Source organism: Streptomyces vulcanius (assembly GCF_042653945.1).
GTDB lineage: Bacteria > Actinomycetota > Actinomycetes > Streptomycetales > Streptomycetaceae > Streptomyces > Streptomyces mangrovi.
Window position 1 is genome coordinate 60,031 of record NZ_JBHSFK010000006.1, and the last position, 14,636, is coordinate 74,666.

Consider the following 14,636-nt stretch of genomic DNA (forward strand, 5'->3'; position numbering starts at 1 on the left):
TCGGCAACGAGGTGTCGGTTGTCCTCACTTCCTCAGCCGGTCGAAGCGGAACGGGGCGAGGGACTCCGGACGGCGGCCCGTGCGGACGTACTCGGCGAGTCTGTGGCCCGTGACGGGGCCGAGTGTGACGCCGAGCATGCCGTGGCCGGTCGCCGCGAAGGCGTTGTCGCGGCCCGGCACCCGGTCGACGACCGGCAGCCCGTCCGGCAGGAAGGGCCGCCCGCCCACCCAGGGGTCGCGGATCAGCGCGACCAGGTCGTCCGGGTCGTCGAACCAGTTGCCCAGGTAGTGCCGGCTGGCGAGGGCCACCGCGACGATCCGGCGCCAGTCGAGCCGGTTGTTGTTGCCGCTCAGCTCCATCGTGCCGCCGATCCGCGTGGTCGTCCCGATCGGGGAGGCCACGGCCCGGCGTTCGCCGAAGTACAGGGTGTGCCGGGGTGCCGGATCCAGGTCGACGGAGAAGCTGTAGCCCTTGCCCGCCTGGAGGGGCAGCGGCTGCCCGAGGAGGTCGAGCAGACCGGGGGAGCGCATGCCGGCCGCCACGACGACGGCCGCGCACGGTATCTCGCCCTGCGTGGTGCGCAGCGCCGTGACGCGTGACCCGGCGGTGCGGAAGCCGGTGACCTCCGCGTGCTCGTGGACCTTCACCCCGGCGCCGGCGAGCGCCTCACCGAGCCCGCGCGCGAACGCCTCCGGGTCGACCACTCCCTCGCCCTCGACGAGATACGCGGCCCGCACCCGCGACGACAGGGCGTCGTCGAGGAGCCTGGCCTCGTCCCCGGTCGTCACATCGTCGGGCAGCCCGTAGCGGCCGTCCGCCATCTCCCGCTGGACGGCGAGATGGTGGCGGGCCTCGGCCGCCGACAGGAAGGCGTGCACCATGCCGGGCCGGGTCAGGGTCGTCTCGACCCCCGCCGCGCGCAGCCCCTCGAAGAGGTCGAAGGTGTCGCGGTTCAGCTCGGCGATCGCCGAGTAGCCGCGCCGGAACGCGGCCGGCGTACTGCTGCGCCAGAACCGCCACAGCCAGCGGACGAACGCCGGGTCGGGCAGCGGCCGCAGATACAGCGGCGAGTCCGGGCGGCCCAGCGACCTGAGCGCGTAGCGGACCACGCCCGGCGCCGGGACGGGCGTGGAATGGCTGAGGCAGACCCAGCCCGCGTTGCCCCGCGACACCCCGGAACCCAGGTCCCGGCGCTCCACCACCTCGACCGGCAGCCCGGCCGCCGCCAGGTAGTACGCCGTGCACAGGCCGATGACACCGCCACCGACCACCACGACGGGGCCATCCCCCGTCGGACCGCTCATGACACGGTCCCGTACGCCGCGAGGAACTCCCGGGTCCGGGCGTGGGCGGGGCGGTCCAGGACGTCCCGGGGCCGGCCCTCCTCGACGATCCGGCCGCCGTCGACGAAGACGACATGGTCGGACACCTCGCGGGCGAACGGCAGTTCGTGCGTGACCAGCAGCATCGTCATTCCCTCCGCGGCCAGCTCCCGCATCACGCTCAGCACCTCGCGGGTGGCCTCCGGGTCGAGGGAGGAGGTGGGTTCGTCGAACAGCAGTACCTCGGGCCTGAGCGCGAGTGCCCGGGCGATGGCGACCCGCTGCTGCTCGCCGCCGGAGAGCTGCTCGGGCTGGGCCAGACCTCGATGGGCCACGCCGACCCGGCGCAGCAGCGCGACCGCGCGCTCCAGCGCCTCCTCCTCCGGCACGCCCGCCTTGCGCTGCGCCAGGACGACGTTCTCCACGGCCGTCAGATGCGGGAAGAGGTTGAACCTCTGGAAGACCATGCCGACCGTGCGGCGCAGCCGCGGCAGGTCGCGGCAGACGGTCCGGCCCCGGCTGTGCACCACCTCGCCGGCCACCTCGACCGTGCCCCGGTCGGGCTTCTCCAGCAGGTTGACGCAGCGCATCAGGGTCGTCTTGCCACCGCCGCTCTGCCCGATGACGCTGACGATCCGGCCGCGGTCGACCTCCAGATTCACGTCGTCGAGCACGAGCCGCCCGTCGAAGGACTTGCTCAGCCCCTCGATCCGTACGACCGCCTCGACGACCGGGGCAGCCGCCCCCATGCTCTTGGTGACGGGCTCGGTCATACGGCCGCCTCCTTCCGTACGGTGGGCCCGGCCAGGTCGGCGGCGAGCAGCGCACGCGCCGCGCGCACCCGGCGCCGTCGCCGGGGGGACAGCGGGATGCCGGCCCGCACCTTGCGTTCGAGCAGCAGCAGGAGCTGCGAGAGCGGATAGCACAGGGCGAAGTAGATGGCGGAGATCACCAGGTAGACCTCCAGCGCCCGGAAGGTCGAGGAGGTGATGAGCCGCCCCTCCGACATCAGCTCCGCGGCGGACACGGTCACCAGCAGCGAGGTCGACTTCAGCAGGTCGACCAGCATGGTGTTGGTGCCGGGCAGCGCCTGCCGGACGGCCTGCGGCAGCACGACGTGGGCGAAGATGCCCACCTTGCCGATGCCGAGCGCCTCCCCGGCCTCCGTCTGTCCGCCGTGCACGCCGCTGATCGCGGAGCGGAAGATCTCGGACAGATAGGCCGCGTAGAACACGACCAGGGAGAGGCACCCGGCGCTGAACACGTCCAGCCGGATGCCGGCCGAGGCCAGCCCGAAGTAGGTCAGGAAGATGATGGCCAGCAGCGGAACGTTCTTGAAGACCTCGGTGTAGACGGCGGCCACCGCCCGCGCGGGCCACGCCCTGCTCAGCCGCAGCAGAGCCACGGCGAGACCGAGGAGGACCGCGCCGACGAAACTGACCACGGTGTAGGAGACGGTACGGCCGAGCGCGTCGAGGAGATCGCCGCGGTAGTCGGACCAGGGGACCTGGAAGAGTCCGGACATGTCAGCGCCTTACTTGTCAGATGGTCGGCGGGTTCCAGCTGCCCGGCCGGTCCACCCCGCGCCGCGAGGTGGCCACATCGGCGGCCGGCTTCAGGAACTGCTCGGGGTCACCGCCGTACTTCTTCACGAGCTTCGTCATCTCGCCGTTGGTGTACATCGCGTCGATCTGCGCGGAGATCGCCTTCTCCAGCTTCGTGGCCTTCTTGGGCAGGTAGAAGCCGGTCTGGTACGGCTGGAAGTACGCGTAGGCGGGCCGCTGCTTGACCTCGGTGGCGAGCGGCGGCGTCAGGTACTCGGTGGCGATCTTCAGATCGGGGCGCTGCTTCTGCGCCGCGATGATGATCAGCGGGTCGAGGAAGCCGACGTCGATCCGGCCCGCGCCCAGGTCGTCGAAGACCCCGTTGGCGTCCGGGTAGGCGTGCAGTTTCGCCCCGGGAACCGCCTGGATCGACTTGACCCACACATAGCCCTCGACCGTGCCCAGCTCCTTGCCCTGCAGGTCGTCGACCGTCTTGTACGTCTTGCCGTCCTTTACGGCCATCGCGGGCGGCGAGTAGTACGGCGGGTCGGTGAACAGTCCCTGCTTCTGGCGGTCGGCCGACCAGGCGACACCGCCGACGGTGATGTCGACGCGGCGGGACTGTACCCCAGCGAGCATGCCGGCGAAGTCCGTGACCTGCGGCTTGATCTCCAGGCCGAGCTTCTTGGCGACATAGGTGAGGATGTCGCCGTCCAGGCCGACGATCTTGCCGCCCTGGACGGTGGTGTACGGCGCGTACGGCTGGACCGCCACTTTCAGGACACCGGGCGTGAGTGTGTCCAACTCGGCGGTCTTCGCCGAGACGTTCTTCGGAGCGTCGTCGTCGCCGGAGCCGCACGCGGCCGTCAGGGACATCAGGACCGTCGCCGCCAGGGCGACGGCGAGTGAGCGTACACGGATCATTGGGAGAGGCCCTTCCGTATATCTGTGCATCAGACTGAGCCACACCAGTGCTGAGCTGTGCCCCCGGCGGGGTGTGATTGGGCCCATACGCTAGAGATCGTCCTGTCGTGCGTCACCGGTCGCTTCGTACGAATGTCTGGCCGAAATCGCGCGCTCCCCTGTACGGTCCGTCCAACCCAGACCGCCCCCCGACGGGAGGACCGCCCGTGCTGAGCCCGTCACTCGCCCAGGAGATCGCCGGGGACACCTCCGCGGTCATCGGCTTCAACGTGCTCATCACCGACGCCGACGGAGTGGTCATCGGCAGCGGCGACAGCAGCCGCGTGGGCAGCTTCCACGAGGCGTCCGTCGAGGTCATGCGCACCAAGGAACCCGCCACGCACAACGCGTCCCAGGCGCAACTGCTGCGCGGGGTGCGCCCCGGCGTGACGCTGCCGCTGGTCGCGGGCGGACAGGCGGTCGGGACCGTCGGCATCACCGGCACGCCGGCCCAGGTCCGCCGCTTCGGCCTGCTGGTCAAGCGCCAGACGGAGATCCTGCTCCGGGAGTCCGTGATGCTGCGCTCCCGGCTGCTCGCCGAGCGCGCCGCCGAGAAACTCCTCGCCGACATCGCCTCCTACGACGCCCAGGTCATCGAGGCCGACAGCCTGCTGTTCCGGGCCGCCGACCTCGGCTTCGACCTGCGGCTGCGCCGGATCGCGGTGGCCTTCGAGGTGACCGCCCCGCCCGCCGACACCGGCCGCCGCCCGGGCGCACCGAACCCGGACAGCCGCCCGGGCGCCCCCAGCCGGGGCAGCCGTCCGGGCGCACCGAACCGAGGCAGCCGCCCGGGTGCACCGAACCTGGACATGGGACTGGTCCGCTCCGAACTGCTCCGCACGGTGCGCGAGGTCTTCGCCGACCCGCAGGACATCGTCGCCGCCACGGCACCCGGCCGGGTCGGCGTGCTGCACCGCCTCCCGGCGCGCGGCCCCGTGGACTCCCCGGAGGCCGGCTGCCGCCGCGTCATCGACGCCATCGCCGCCCAGGACGGCCTCGCCGCCCGCGCCGGGATCGGCGAGCCGGCCACGGCCGTCGGCGGTCTGCACGACTCCTACCAGGACGCCTGCGAAGCGCTGCGCCTCGGCGCCCGCCGCCCCGACGGCCTCCCCGTCCACCCCATCGGCGAACTGCGCGTCCAGCAACTCCTGGCGACGGTCAGCCAGTCGGCCCGCAACCGTCTCCTCGCCTCCACCACCGCACAACTGCGGACCCAGCCGGACTGGCCGGCCCTGCGCGACACGATCACCGCCTGGTGCGAGAGCGGCTTCAACCTCGTCCGGGCCGCGGCGGCCCTGCACATCCACCGCAACACGGTCGTCTACCGCATGAACAAGATCGAACAGCTCACCGGCCGCCCCCTGCGCGACCACCACACCACCATGGCGCTCTACCTCGCCTGCCTGACGGACCACCTGACCGTCACCGAGGACTGACGGCCGAACGGGATCCCGGACGACTGGGGGTGCTTCCGGGAGCGCCTACCCTTGACCCATGACCATCAGCAGCGACCGGAGCCCGGCAGTGGACGTTCGATCATCTATGACGTACGAGATCCGCACCTACGGGTGCCAGATGAACGTCCACGACTCCGAGCGATTGTCCGGGCTGCTCGAAGAGGCCGGCTACGTACGCGCCCCCGAAGGGTCGGACGGCGACGCGGACGTCGTCGTCTTCAACACCTGCGCGGTGCGCGAGAACGCCGACAACCGGCTGTACGGCAACCTCGGACGGCTCGCGCCGAAGAAGGCGAGCCGCCCCGGTATGCGGATCGCGGTGGGCGGCTGCCTCGCGCAGAAGGACCGCGACACCATCGTGAAGAAGGCGCCCTGGGTGGACGTCGTCTTCGGCACGCACAACATCGGCAAGCTGCCGGTCCTGCTGGAGCGCGCCCGCGTCCAGGAGGAGGCGCAGATCGAGATCGCCGAGTCCCTCGAGGCGTTCCCCTCCACCCTGCCGACGCGCCGCGAGAGCGCGTACGCCGCCTGGGTGTCGGTCTCCGTCGGCTGCAACAACACCTGCACCTTCTGCATCGTCCCCGCCCTGCGCGGCAAGGAGAAGGACCGCCGCACCGGCGACATCCTCGCGGAGATCGACGCACTCGTCGGCGAGGGCGTCAGCGAGATCACCCTGCTCGGCCAGAACGTCAACGCGTACGGCTCCGACATCGGCGACCGCGAGGCCTTCGGCAAGCTGCTACGCGCGTGTGGCTCGATCGACGGCCTGGAGCGCGTCCGCTTCACCTCCCCGCACCCGCGCGACTTCACGGACGACGTCATCGCCGCCATGGCCGAGACGTCCAACGTGATGCCGCAGCTCCACATGCCCCTCCAGTCCGGCTCGGACACGGTCCTCAAGGCGATGCGCCGCTCCTACCGCCAGGAGCGCTACCTCGGGATCATCGAGAAGGTCCGCGCCGCCATCCCGCACGCCGCGATCACGACGGACATCATCGTGGGCTTCCCGGGAGAGACCGAGGAGGACTTCGAGGAGACCCTCCACGTCGTCCGCGAGGCCCGCTTCGCGCAGGCCTTCACCTTCCAGTACTCCAAGCGCCCCGGCACCCCGGCCGCGACCATGGAGAACCAGATCCCCAAGGAGGTCGTCCAGGCGCGCTACGAGCGTCTCGTCGCCCTCCAGGAGGAGATCTCCTGGGAGGAGAACAAGAAGCAGGTCGGCCGCACGCTGGACCTCATGGTCGCCGAGGGCGAGGGCCGCAAGGACGGCGCCACCCACCGCCTCTCCGGCCGCGCCCCCGACAACCGCCTGGTCCACTTCACCAAGCCGGAGCAGGAGGTCCGCCCCGGGGACGTCGTCACGGTCGAGATCACGTACGCCGCCCCGCACCACCTCCTCGCCGAGGGCGCCGTCCTCGACGTGCGCCGCACGCGCGCGGGTGACGCCTGGGAGAAGCGCACCGCGGAGAAGGCCGCCAAGCCGGCCGGCGTGCTGCTGGGGCTGCCGAAGATCGGGGTGCCGGAGCCGCTGCCGGTGGCCACGGGAAGCGCCTGCGGCAGCCACTGAGCGCCTGCACAATACGGACAGGAAAGGAGCATCACATGTTGCCGTACAGCGTCGCGTTCACCGAACAGGCTGCCCAAGTGCGTGACAGTCTGACCGCCGACAGGCGCGACCTGTTGGAGCGTGGCCTGGCCGTACTGGCGACCGACCCGCGGCACAAGCTCTCCCATTCCGTCCTCGGCGACGAGTCCACGCGTGGGCTCGCCCTGTCGCGCAACCTCTTCATCGAGTACGTGATCAGTGAGGGCAGGCTCGTGGTCCTCGTGCTTACGGTCATCGACCTGACTGACGTGCTCTTCGAGGACTGACACCCGGCCGTTCCGCGGGGTTACCCTGCCGATCATGCTTGTCGCCGCCGCAGCCTGCCCCTGTCCGCCCCTCCTCGTGCCCGAGGTCGCCGCGGGCGCCGCGCCCGAACTGGACGCGGCACGTGCCGCCTGCTCCGACGCGCTGGCCGTCCTGGCGGCCGCGCGCCCGGACCTCCTCGTGGTCGTCGGCCCCGCCGAGGAGTCCCGCCGCGGACCGCACCCGGAGGGCACCCGGGGTTCGTTCCGGGGCTTCGGCGTCGACCTCGCCGTACGCCTGGGCACGGGCGCTACGGAGGGTGAGCCAGGACAGGACGCCCTCCCGCCGTCCCTCGCCGTGGCCGCCTGGCTGCTGGAGCGGACCGGCTGGTCGGCCTCCCCCGTCGAGGGACTCGGCGTGGGCGAGCCGCTCACGGCGGAGCGCTGCTTCGATGCCGGACGGCGCGTCGGCGGCGCCGCGGAGCGGGTCGCGCTGCTGGCGATGGGCGACGCCAGCGCCTGCCGCACGCTGAAGGCACCCGGCTACCTCGACGACCGCGCCGAACCCTTCGACGCCGCGGTCGCCCACGCACTCGGCACGGCGGACATCGAGGCGCTCAAGGCGCTGGACGCCGAACTGGCGCAACAGCTGAAGGCCTCCGGCAGGGCCCCCTGGCAGGTGCTCGCGGGCGCCGCCGAGAACGCCGGGCTGCACGGCACGCTGCTCCACGAGGACGCCCCCTACGGCGTCGGGTACATCGTCGCGACCTGGTCCTAGAGCCGGCCCGCGGCCCGGCTCAGGAGGTCGGCGGAGGAGTCCTCGGTGGTGTGAACATGTCCCCGCCGCCACTGCCACCGCCACCCTCGGTCCCGGGCTCGTCCTTGTGCGCGAGCCGGTCCATGGCGCCCTTGGCCTTGTCGGTGCCCGTGTGGATCCGATTGCTGTACTTGCCCTTGGTCTTCTCGTCGACGGCCTTGGCGGCCTTGTCCAGACCGTGCTGGACCTTGTCCCCGTGCTGCTGCGCGAGATCCGAGACCTTGCCCCTGGCCGGCCCGAGCCTGGCCTTCAGATGGTCGATGAGACCCATGGGTCACCCTTCTGTGAGTAAAACATCCATATTTGCTACATACGGTACGTGGGTGAGGGAATTGCCGCGCTGCTGAACTCGTTCGAGGGCGGCGCCCGGGTTTGGGAGACTGGTGCGGTGAGCAGCGCAGCCCCCACCCCCCGAGTCATCGCCGTCGTCGGACCCACCGCGGCCGGAAAGTCCGATCTGGCCGTCTTTCTGGCCCAGCGACTCGGCGGCGAGGTGGTCAACGCCGACTCCATGCAGCTCTACCGGGGGATGGACATCGGCACCGCCAAGCTGACGGCCGGGGAACGCGGCGGGATCCCGCACCACCTCCTGGACATCTGGGACGTCACGGAGACCGCCTCCGTCGCCGAGTACCAGAAGCTGGCGCGGGCCCGGATCGACATGCTGCTCGCCGAGGACCGCTGGCCGATCCTCGTCGGCGGCTCCGGGCTGTACGTCCGCGGCGCCGTCGACAACCTGGAGTTCCCCGGCACCGATCCCGAGGTCCGCGCCCGGCTGGAGGAGGAGCTCACCCTGCGTGGCTCCGGCGCCCTGCACGCCCGGCTCGCCGCCGCGGACCCCGAGGCCGCGCAGGCGATCCTGCCCAGCAACGGCCGCCGTATCGTCCGCGCGCTGGAGGTGATCGAGATCACCGGCAGGCCCTTCACCGCCAATCTGCCGGGCCATGACTCGGTCTACGACACCGTCAAGATCGGGGTCGACGTGGCCCGCCCCGAGCTCGACGAGCGCATCGCCCGCCGCGTCGACCGGATGTGGGACGCGGGGCTCGTGGCCGAGGTCCGCGCGCTGGAGGCGCAAGGCCTGCGCGAGGGGCGTACGGCGTCGCGCGCACTCGGCTACCAGCAGGTCCTCGCCGCCCTGGCCGGAGAGTGCACGGACGCCGAGGCGCGCGCGGAGACCGTCCGTGCCACCAAGCGCTTCGCGCGCCGTCAGGATTCATGGTTCAGGCGCGACCCGCGGGTGCACTGGTTGAGTGGGGCTGCGGCGGATCTCACAGAACTTCCGCAGCTCGCAATGGCGTTGATCGAACGACCGGTTACAGCCTGATCACGTCATGGCATCGGGACGCCCAGGCCGTCATCCGGGCCTCCGACGCCGTGCCATCATCGAGCTTCGATCGAGTTCGATGAGTTCGATCGACCACGTATCGAGCAAGTTATCGACCAGGCATCGAGCAGGCGGAGTCCGAGTTGGGAGGGCACGTGGCGATGGAGGCCGGCCCTCGTGACACCGCACAAGGCACCGAGCACATCACCCCCGATCCGGTGGAACCGGAGCCGGAGAACGGGCTACCCGAGACGGGGCTTCCCGATGCGCTTCCCGCGGCGGAGCTTCCCGATGCGCTTCCCGCGGCGGAGCTTTCCGATACCGGGCTTCCAGCGGAGGGGCTTCCCGAAGGGGGGCTTCCCGAGGAGGGGCGTCCGATCCCCGACGAGGCGGACGACACCCAGGAGGGCGGTGTGACCGACGACGGTCCCGAGCCCGAGGAGATGTTCGCGGGCGGGCCCGAGGTCGAGGTCGAGCTGCGTCCGCAGCGCAGGCTGCGGATCTGGCAGCTCGCCCCCATCGTCGCCCTCTCCGCGACCGGCTCCCTGATGTTCGCCTTCCCGCTCGCCTTCGACTTCGGCGACAGCGGCGCGGTGATCGCCATGCTGGGACTGCTGATCTGCTCCTGCGCGGCCGGCTGGGCCATGATGGCCGCACGCCGCGTCGGTTACACGTGGCCCGGCCTGCCCGCCCGTGGCTCCGGCCGCCGCCCCGACTGGCGGGTCGTCCTGGCGTACGTCGTCCTGGTCGCCGTCGTCGTGGTCCTCGCGGTGTGGCGCGTGGCGCGGCTGCGCTGAGGCGGTCTGCCGGGCTGAGGGCGTGGTGGGCGCGGTGTCGTACGGCTGACGGCCTGATGGGCGCGGGACTGTGCGGCTGACGGTGTGGTCGGCGGGTGGCCGTGCGGCTGAGGGCGTTGTCGGTGCCGGGCCGTACGATCGAGGAATGAGCACGCGGATCGCCTTCCTCAAGGGTCATGGCACGGAGAACGACTTCGTGATCGTCCCGGACCCCGAGAACGCCGTCGGCCTTTCCCCGTCCGCCGTGGCCGCCCTGTGCGACCGCCGCGCCGGTATCGGCGGCGACGGCCTGCTGCATGTCGTACGGTCCGCCGCGCACCCCGAGGCGCAGGACATGGCGTCCGACGCGGAGTGGTTCATGGACTACCGCAACGGCGACGGCTCGATTGCGGAGATGTGCGGCAACGGCGTCCGTGTCTTCGCCCGCTACCTCCAGCACGCCGGGCTCGTCACCGAGGGCGACCTCGCGATCGCCACGCGCGGGGGAGTGAAGCGCGTGCACCTCGCCAAGGACGGCGATGTCACGGTCGGCATGGGCAGGGCGGGCCTCCCCGAGGGCGACGTCACGGTGACCGTCGGCGAGCGCAGCTGGCCCGCACGCAACGTGAACATGGGCAACCCGCACGCCGTGGCCTTCGTCGACGACCTCGCGCACGCGGGCAACCTGCTCACCCCGCCGCCCGTCAGCCCAGCCGCCGCCTACCCGGACGGGGTCAACGTCGAGTTCGTCGTCGACCGCGGCCCCCGGCACGTCGCCCTGCGTGTGCACGAGCGCGGCTCCGGCGAGACCCGCTCGTGCGGCACGGGCGCGTGTGCCGTCGCCGTCGCGGCAGCCCGCAGGGACGGCGCCGACCCGGCCGTCACCGGCACGCCGGTCACGTACACCGTGGACGTCCCCGGCGGCCGTCTGCTGATCACCGAGCGGCCCGACGGGGAGATCGAGATGACCGGTCCCGCAGTGATCGTCGCCACAGGAGAGATCGATCGGGAGTGGCTGGAAACAGCCTTCCGCTGAGCGGTGTGGAGGCATGGGATCGGAGGCTGGGACGGACCCGGGCCGTGCAGGAGCACAGCGAAGGGGTCGTTCGAGGGGCAAACACACGGCTCGCTCCCCTTCTGATGGCGCAAAACCCTAAACCTCAAAACCATCGCTCGAATGGGTGATCCGTTTCACGCTCGGCGAGAGGCGGTCAGTCGCGCGTGGTGGGCTCGGTAGCATCAAGCACCGGCCCGGACGGGGGACGTTGCCAGTCCCCTGAGCCGTGTCCGCCCTGGGGCACCCCGTCCGCCGGTCGACGCAGCCGGAGGTGCCCATGAGTGCGGAGGCCACGAACCCTGCGACCCAAGGCCCGGTGCCGCCCGCGACGTCAGGCCTGGTGGCGCCTGTGACTTCGGGTCCGGTGGGTCCTATGACTTCAGGCCCGGTTGGCCCCGTGACGTCAGACCTGGGGGGCCCTGCGCCTGCGGGCCCGGCGGGTTCTGCGACCTCAGCCCCGGTGGGTTCCGAGACTTCAGGCTCTGTGGGTTCTGTGGCCTCGGTGCCGGTGGCGTCGGATGCGGTGGCGCCCGCGTCGCCCTCGCCCCGCAGGCGCAGCCGTCCCCGGCTCGACCTGCGCCGCCTGGGCCGGGCCGCGCTGCTCGGCTCCGCCTCGCGCGGCCGGCTGCCCGACGCGATCGGCCATGTCGTCGAGGCCCACCGCGCCCACCACCCCGATGCCGACCTCGAACCCCTGCGCCGCGCCTACGTACTTGCCGAGTCCTCGCACCGCGGCCAGATGCGCAAGAGCGGCGAGCCGTACATCACGCACCCCCTCGCCGTGACCCTGATCCTCGCCGAACTCGGCGCGGAGACCACCACCTTGACGGCCTCTCTGCTCCACGACACCGTCGAGGACACCGACGTGACGCTCGATCAGGTCGGCGAGCAGTTCGGCGAAGAGGTCCGCTATCTCGTCGACGGCGTCACGAAGTTGGAGAAGGTCGACTACGGTGCCGCCGCCGAGCCGGAGACCTTCCGCAAGATGCTCGTCGCCACCGGCAACGACGTCCGCGTGATGTCGATCAAACTCGCCGACCGCCTGCACAACATGCGCACCCTCGGCGTCATGCGCCCCGAGAAACAGGAACGCATCGCCAAGATCACCCGGGACTTCCTCATCCCGCTCGCCGAACGCCTCGGAGTCCAGGCACTCAAGACGGAGCTGGAAGACCTTGTCTTCGCCATCCTGCGCCCCGAGGAGTACGCACACACGCGCGAGCTGATCGTCGAGAACGCCGCCCGCGCCGACGACCCGCTCGCCGAGTTCGCCGACGCGATGCGCGCGGTCCTGCGCGAGGCCGACATCCCGGCCGAAGTCCTCATCCGCCCACGGCACTTCGTCTCCGTGCACCGCGTCTCCCGCAAGCGCGGACGGCTGCGCGGCTGCGACTTCGGCCGTCTGCTGGTGCTGGTGAACGAGGACGCGGACTGCTACGCCGTCCTGGGCGAACTGCACACCTGTATGACGCCGGTGGTCTCCGAGTTCAAGGACTTCATCGCCGTACCGAAGTTCAACCTGTACCAGTCGCTGCACACCGCCGTCGCCCGCGTGGACGGCCAGGTCGCCGAAGTCCTCATCCGCACCCACCAGATGCACAAGGTCGCCGAGGCGGGCGTCGTCGCGCTCGGTAACCCCTACGCCTCCCTTCCGGAGGAGCAGTCCAGGGAGACGGCCTCGGCCGACGGCGAGCGTATCGACCCCACCCGCCCCGGCTGGCTCTCCCGTCTCCTCGACTGGCAGGAGGCCGCGCCCGACACCGACACCTTCTGGTCCACGCTGCGCGAGGATCTCGCCCAGGACCGCGAGATCACCGTCTTCCGCCCCGACGGCGGCACCCTCGGCCTGCCCGAGGGAGCCACCTGCGTGGACGCCGCGTACGCCCAGTACGGCGAGGACGCCCACGCCTGCATCGGCGCCCGGGTGAACGGCCGGCTGGCGACCCTGAGCACCGTTCTGCGGGACGGCGACACCGTCCAGCTCCTCATGGGCCAGGACCCGGCCTCCGAACCCTCCAGGGAATGGCTGGAACACGCCCACACCCCCGCCGCCCGGATCGCCATCCGGCGCTGGCTGGCGACCCACCCGACGCCGGCCGACGAGGCGGAGCCGGCCACCGAACCGACCACGGGGCGGCCGGCCGGTGGCCCGGCGGCGGCACGTGCGCCCCAGGCCCAGGCCCAGGCGCAAGCCCAGGAGCAGGCCCGGACGTCTGCCGCGGGAACGCCGGGTGACCCAGGGGCGGCCCTCACCTCTGCCCCTGAGGCCGACGGCTCGGCTTCAGCTCCGGTGGCGGACGGCCCGGTTCCGGGGCGTGAGGCGGGCGGCTCGGCCGCGGGTACGGCGGCCTTCGGCGCGGCCTCGGGCTCGACGGCGGGCGCTCTCGCGGGTTCGGCCTCAGCGGCTGGTGCCCCGGCTCCCGACGGCTCCGTGCCTGGTGGCTCCGCGTCCGACGGCTCCGTGCCTGGTGGCTCTGCGGCCGGTGGCTCCATGCCCGGTCCTGTGGCCGGTGGTCCGGATTCGGCTGCGGTGACCGGCGCCTCGGCCCATGCCCCTGTCCCTGCCCCTGGTCCCGGACGAGGAGCCTTGGCTTCTGCCGCCGTAACCGACGGCGCGGACCCCGTCTCCGAGGACGGCGGCTCGGCCTCTGACCTCGCCATCGGGGGCCGGGTCTCCGCCCCCGCCCCCAAGGCCGACGCGCACGTTTCCGCCCCTGGGGCAGACGCCCGCGCCCCGCGCCCCGCCACCGACCCCTCGGCTCCCATCCCGGCCGGGGCCACGGATCCGTCCCCGGCGCCCGCAGCCGACAGCCAGGCCCCGGCACCGGATGCCACCCCCCAGCCCTGGACCCCGGCCTCGGACCTCACCGCCCATTCCTGGCCGTCGCACGTGGTCGCCGACGCCCGTACCCGACGGGCCGCCCCCCACGCCCGGCCGCCGCACGCGGCCCCTCATGCCAGGCCCCCGCACTCCGTCACCGACCCGCGGCCCCCGCACCTCGCCACCGACGGCCGACACCCCCGGCCCGCCGCCGAAGGCCCGGCCCCGCGGTCCGACGCCCCGATCACCGTCGTCGACCGGCCCGACGTGAGCGTCCGGCTCGCCGGCTGTTGCACCCCCGTACCGGCCGACGAGGTCACCGGCTTCGCCGTGCGCGGGGGAGTGGTGACCGTGCACCGTGTGGAGTGCGCGGCGGTGGCGCGCATGGCGGACGCGGGGCGCGCGGCGGTCGACGTGCGCTGGGGCGACACCACCGCGTGCCGGGTCACCCTGGTCGCCGAATCGTTCGGCCGCCCGCATCTGCTCGCCGACCTCACCGAGGCCATGGCCACGGAAGGCGCCGAGATCGTCTCCGCGACCGTGGAACCCCCGAGCCAGCAACGCGTACGCCACACGTACACCGTCCAGCTCCCCGACGCGGCCCACCTGCCCACCCTGATGCGAGCCATGCGCAACGTCCCAGGCGTGTACGACGTGAGCCGCGCGCAGCACCACGCCCCCGCTTCCTGACCGCCCGGCCGAC

13 protein-coding genes are annotated in these 14,636 nt (G+C 72.0%); 8 read left to right on the forward strand and 5 right to left on the reverse strand.

What is annotated here, in order from left to right; all coding sequences use genetic code 11:
- Positions 1 to 24: 24 nt before the first annotated feature.
- Genes ACFPIH_RS11205 through ACFPIH_RS11220 form a run of 4 tightly spaced genes read right to left on the reverse strand, consistent with a single transcriptional unit; the run spans position 25 to position 3,791 of the window.
- Positions 25 to 1,305, reverse strand: a complete 1,281-nt coding sequence (locus ACFPIH_RS11205) for an NAD(P)/FAD-dependent oxidoreductase (protein WP_381186051.1) — start codon at positions 1,303 to 1,305, stop codon at positions 25 to 27.
- Positions 1,302 to 2,096: an amino acid ABC transporter ATP-binding protein gene (locus tag ACFPIH_RS11210; protein ID WP_381186054.1), complete on the reverse strand. Its 795-nt coding sequence runs from the start codon at positions 2,094 to 2,096 to the stop codon at positions 1,302 to 1,304. The genes ACFPIH_RS11205 and ACFPIH_RS11210 overlap by 4 nt, the downstream gene beginning before the upstream one ends.
- Positions 2,093 to 2,848 (reverse strand): amino acid ABC transporter permease, encoded by a 756-nt coding sequence (locus ACFPIH_RS11215; protein ID WP_381186057.1) that lies wholly within the window; start codon positions 2,846 to 2,848, stop codon positions 2,093 to 2,095. The genes ACFPIH_RS11210 and ACFPIH_RS11215 overlap by 4 nt, the downstream gene beginning before the upstream one ends.
- A 16-nt stretch (positions 2,849 to 2,864) precedes the next feature.
- A complete protein-coding gene (locus ACFPIH_RS11220) occupies positions 2,865 to 3,791 on the reverse strand; it encodes a substrate-binding periplasmic protein (protein ID WP_381186059.1) in 927 nt (308 codons plus the stop codon).
- 206 nt (positions 3,792 to 3,997) lie between these two features.
- Between ACFPIH_RS11220 and ACFPIH_RS11225 the strand changes: the two genes are divergently transcribed.
- Genes ACFPIH_RS11225 through ACFPIH_RS11240 form a run of 4 tightly spaced genes read left to right on the forward strand, consistent with a single transcriptional unit; the run spans position 3,998 to position 7,913 of the window.
- Entirely contained in the window at positions 3,998 to 5,266 is a 1,269-nt protein-coding gene (locus ACFPIH_RS11225; RefSeq protein ID WP_381186062.1) for a CdaR family transcriptional regulator, read from the forward strand.
- Between the two features lie 58 nt (positions 5,267 to 5,324).
- Complete coding sequence (gene miaB, locus ACFPIH_RS11230; protein ID WP_381186065.1) at positions 5,325 to 6,854, forward strand: tRNA (N6-isopentenyl adenosine(37)-C2)-methylthiotransferase MiaB; 1,530 nt, start codon at positions 5,325 to 5,327, stop codon at positions 6,852 to 6,854.
- A gap of 35 nt (positions 6,855 to 6,889) precedes the next feature.
- On the forward strand, positions 6,890 to 7,159 hold the full coding sequence (locus tag ACFPIH_RS11235; RefSeq protein WP_381186068.1) for a hypothetical protein: 270 nt from the start codon (positions 6,890 to 6,892) through the stop codon (positions 7,157 to 7,159).
- A gap of 34 nt (positions 7,160 to 7,193) precedes the next feature.
- Entirely contained in the window at positions 7,194 to 7,913 is a 720-nt protein-coding gene (locus tag ACFPIH_RS11240; RefSeq protein WP_381186070.1) for a class III extradiol dioxygenase subunit B-like domain-containing protein, read from the forward strand.
- A gap of 19 nt (positions 7,914 to 7,932) precedes the next feature.
- Here ACFPIH_RS11240 and ACFPIH_RS11245 read toward each other — a convergent pair whose 3' ends face one another.
- On the reverse strand, positions 7,933 to 8,223 hold the full coding sequence (locus ACFPIH_RS11245) for an antitoxin (RefSeq protein WP_381186073.1): 291 nt from the start codon (positions 8,221 to 8,223) through the stop codon (positions 7,933 to 7,935).
- Positions 8,224 to 8,340: 117 nt separating this feature from the next.
- Between ACFPIH_RS11245 and miaA the strand changes: the two genes are divergently transcribed.
- From miaA to ACFPIH_RS11265, 4 genes are all read left to right on the forward strand, one after another.
- On the forward strand, positions 8,341 to 9,279 hold the full coding sequence (gene miaA / locus ACFPIH_RS11250; RefSeq protein WP_381186076.1) for a tRNA (adenosine(37)-N6)-dimethylallyltransferase MiaA: 939 nt from the start codon (positions 8,341 to 8,343) through the stop codon (positions 9,277 to 9,279).
- Between the two features lie 161 nt (positions 9,280 to 9,440).
- Complete coding sequence (locus tag ACFPIH_RS11255; RefSeq protein WP_381186095.1) at positions 9,441 to 10,076, forward strand: hypothetical protein; 636 nt, start codon at positions 9,441 to 9,443, stop codon at positions 10,074 to 10,076.
- Between the two features lie 145 nt (positions 10,077 to 10,221).
- Positions 10,222 to 11,091, forward strand: coding sequence for a diaminopimelate epimerase (gene dapF, locus ACFPIH_RS11260; protein ID WP_381186079.1), 870 nt, complete (start codon positions 10,222 to 10,224; stop codon positions 11,089 to 11,091).
- A gap of 529 nt (positions 11,092 to 11,620) precedes the next feature.
- Positions 11,621 to 14,623: an HD domain-containing protein gene (locus tag ACFPIH_RS11265; protein WP_381186097.1), complete on the forward strand. Its 3,003-nt coding sequence runs from the start codon at positions 11,621 to 11,623 to the stop codon at positions 14,621 to 14,623.
- The last annotated feature ends 13 nt before the right edge of the window (positions 14,624 to 14,636 follow it).

Bases quoted from the DNA above. Each gene is read 5' to 3' on its own strand.
- ACFPIH_RS11205 (WP_381186051.1), bottom strand. From the start codon at position 1,305: ATGAGCGGTCCGACGGGGGATGGCCCCGTCGTGGTGGTCGGTGGCGGT.
- ACFPIH_RS11210 (WP_381186054.1), bottom strand. From the start codon at position 2,096: ATGACCGAGCCCGTCACCAAGAGCATGGGGGCGGCTGCCCCGGTCGTC.
- ACFPIH_RS11215 (WP_381186057.1), bottom strand. From the start codon at position 2,848: ATGTCCGGACTCTTCCAGGTCCCCTGGTCCGACTACCGCGGCGATCTC.
- ACFPIH_RS11220 (WP_381186059.1), bottom strand. From the start codon at position 3,791: ATGATCCGTGTACGCTCACTCGCCGTCGCCCTGGCGGCGACGGTCCTG.
- miaB (WP_381186065.1), top strand. From the start codon at position 5,325: ATGACCATCAGCAGCGACCGGAGCCCGGCAGTGGACGTTCGATCATCT.
- ACFPIH_RS11235 (WP_381186068.1), top strand. From the start codon at position 6,890: ATGTTGCCGTACAGCGTCGCGTTCACCGAACAGGCTGCCCAAGTGCGT.
- ACFPIH_RS11240 (WP_381186070.1), top strand. From the start codon at position 7,194: ATGCTTGTCGCCGCCGCAGCCTGCCCCTGTCCGCCCCTCCTCGTGCCC.
- ACFPIH_RS11245 (WP_381186073.1), bottom strand. From the start codon at position 8,223: ATGGGTCTCATCGACCATCTGAAGGCCAGGCTCGGGCCGGCCAGGGGC.
- ACFPIH_RS11255 (WP_381186095.1), top strand. From the start codon at position 9,441: ATGGAGGCCGGCCCTCGTGACACCGCACAAGGCACCGAGCACATCACC.
- dapF (WP_381186079.1), top strand. From the start codon at position 10,222: ATGAGCACGCGGATCGCCTTCCTCAAGGGTCATGGCACGGAGAACGAC.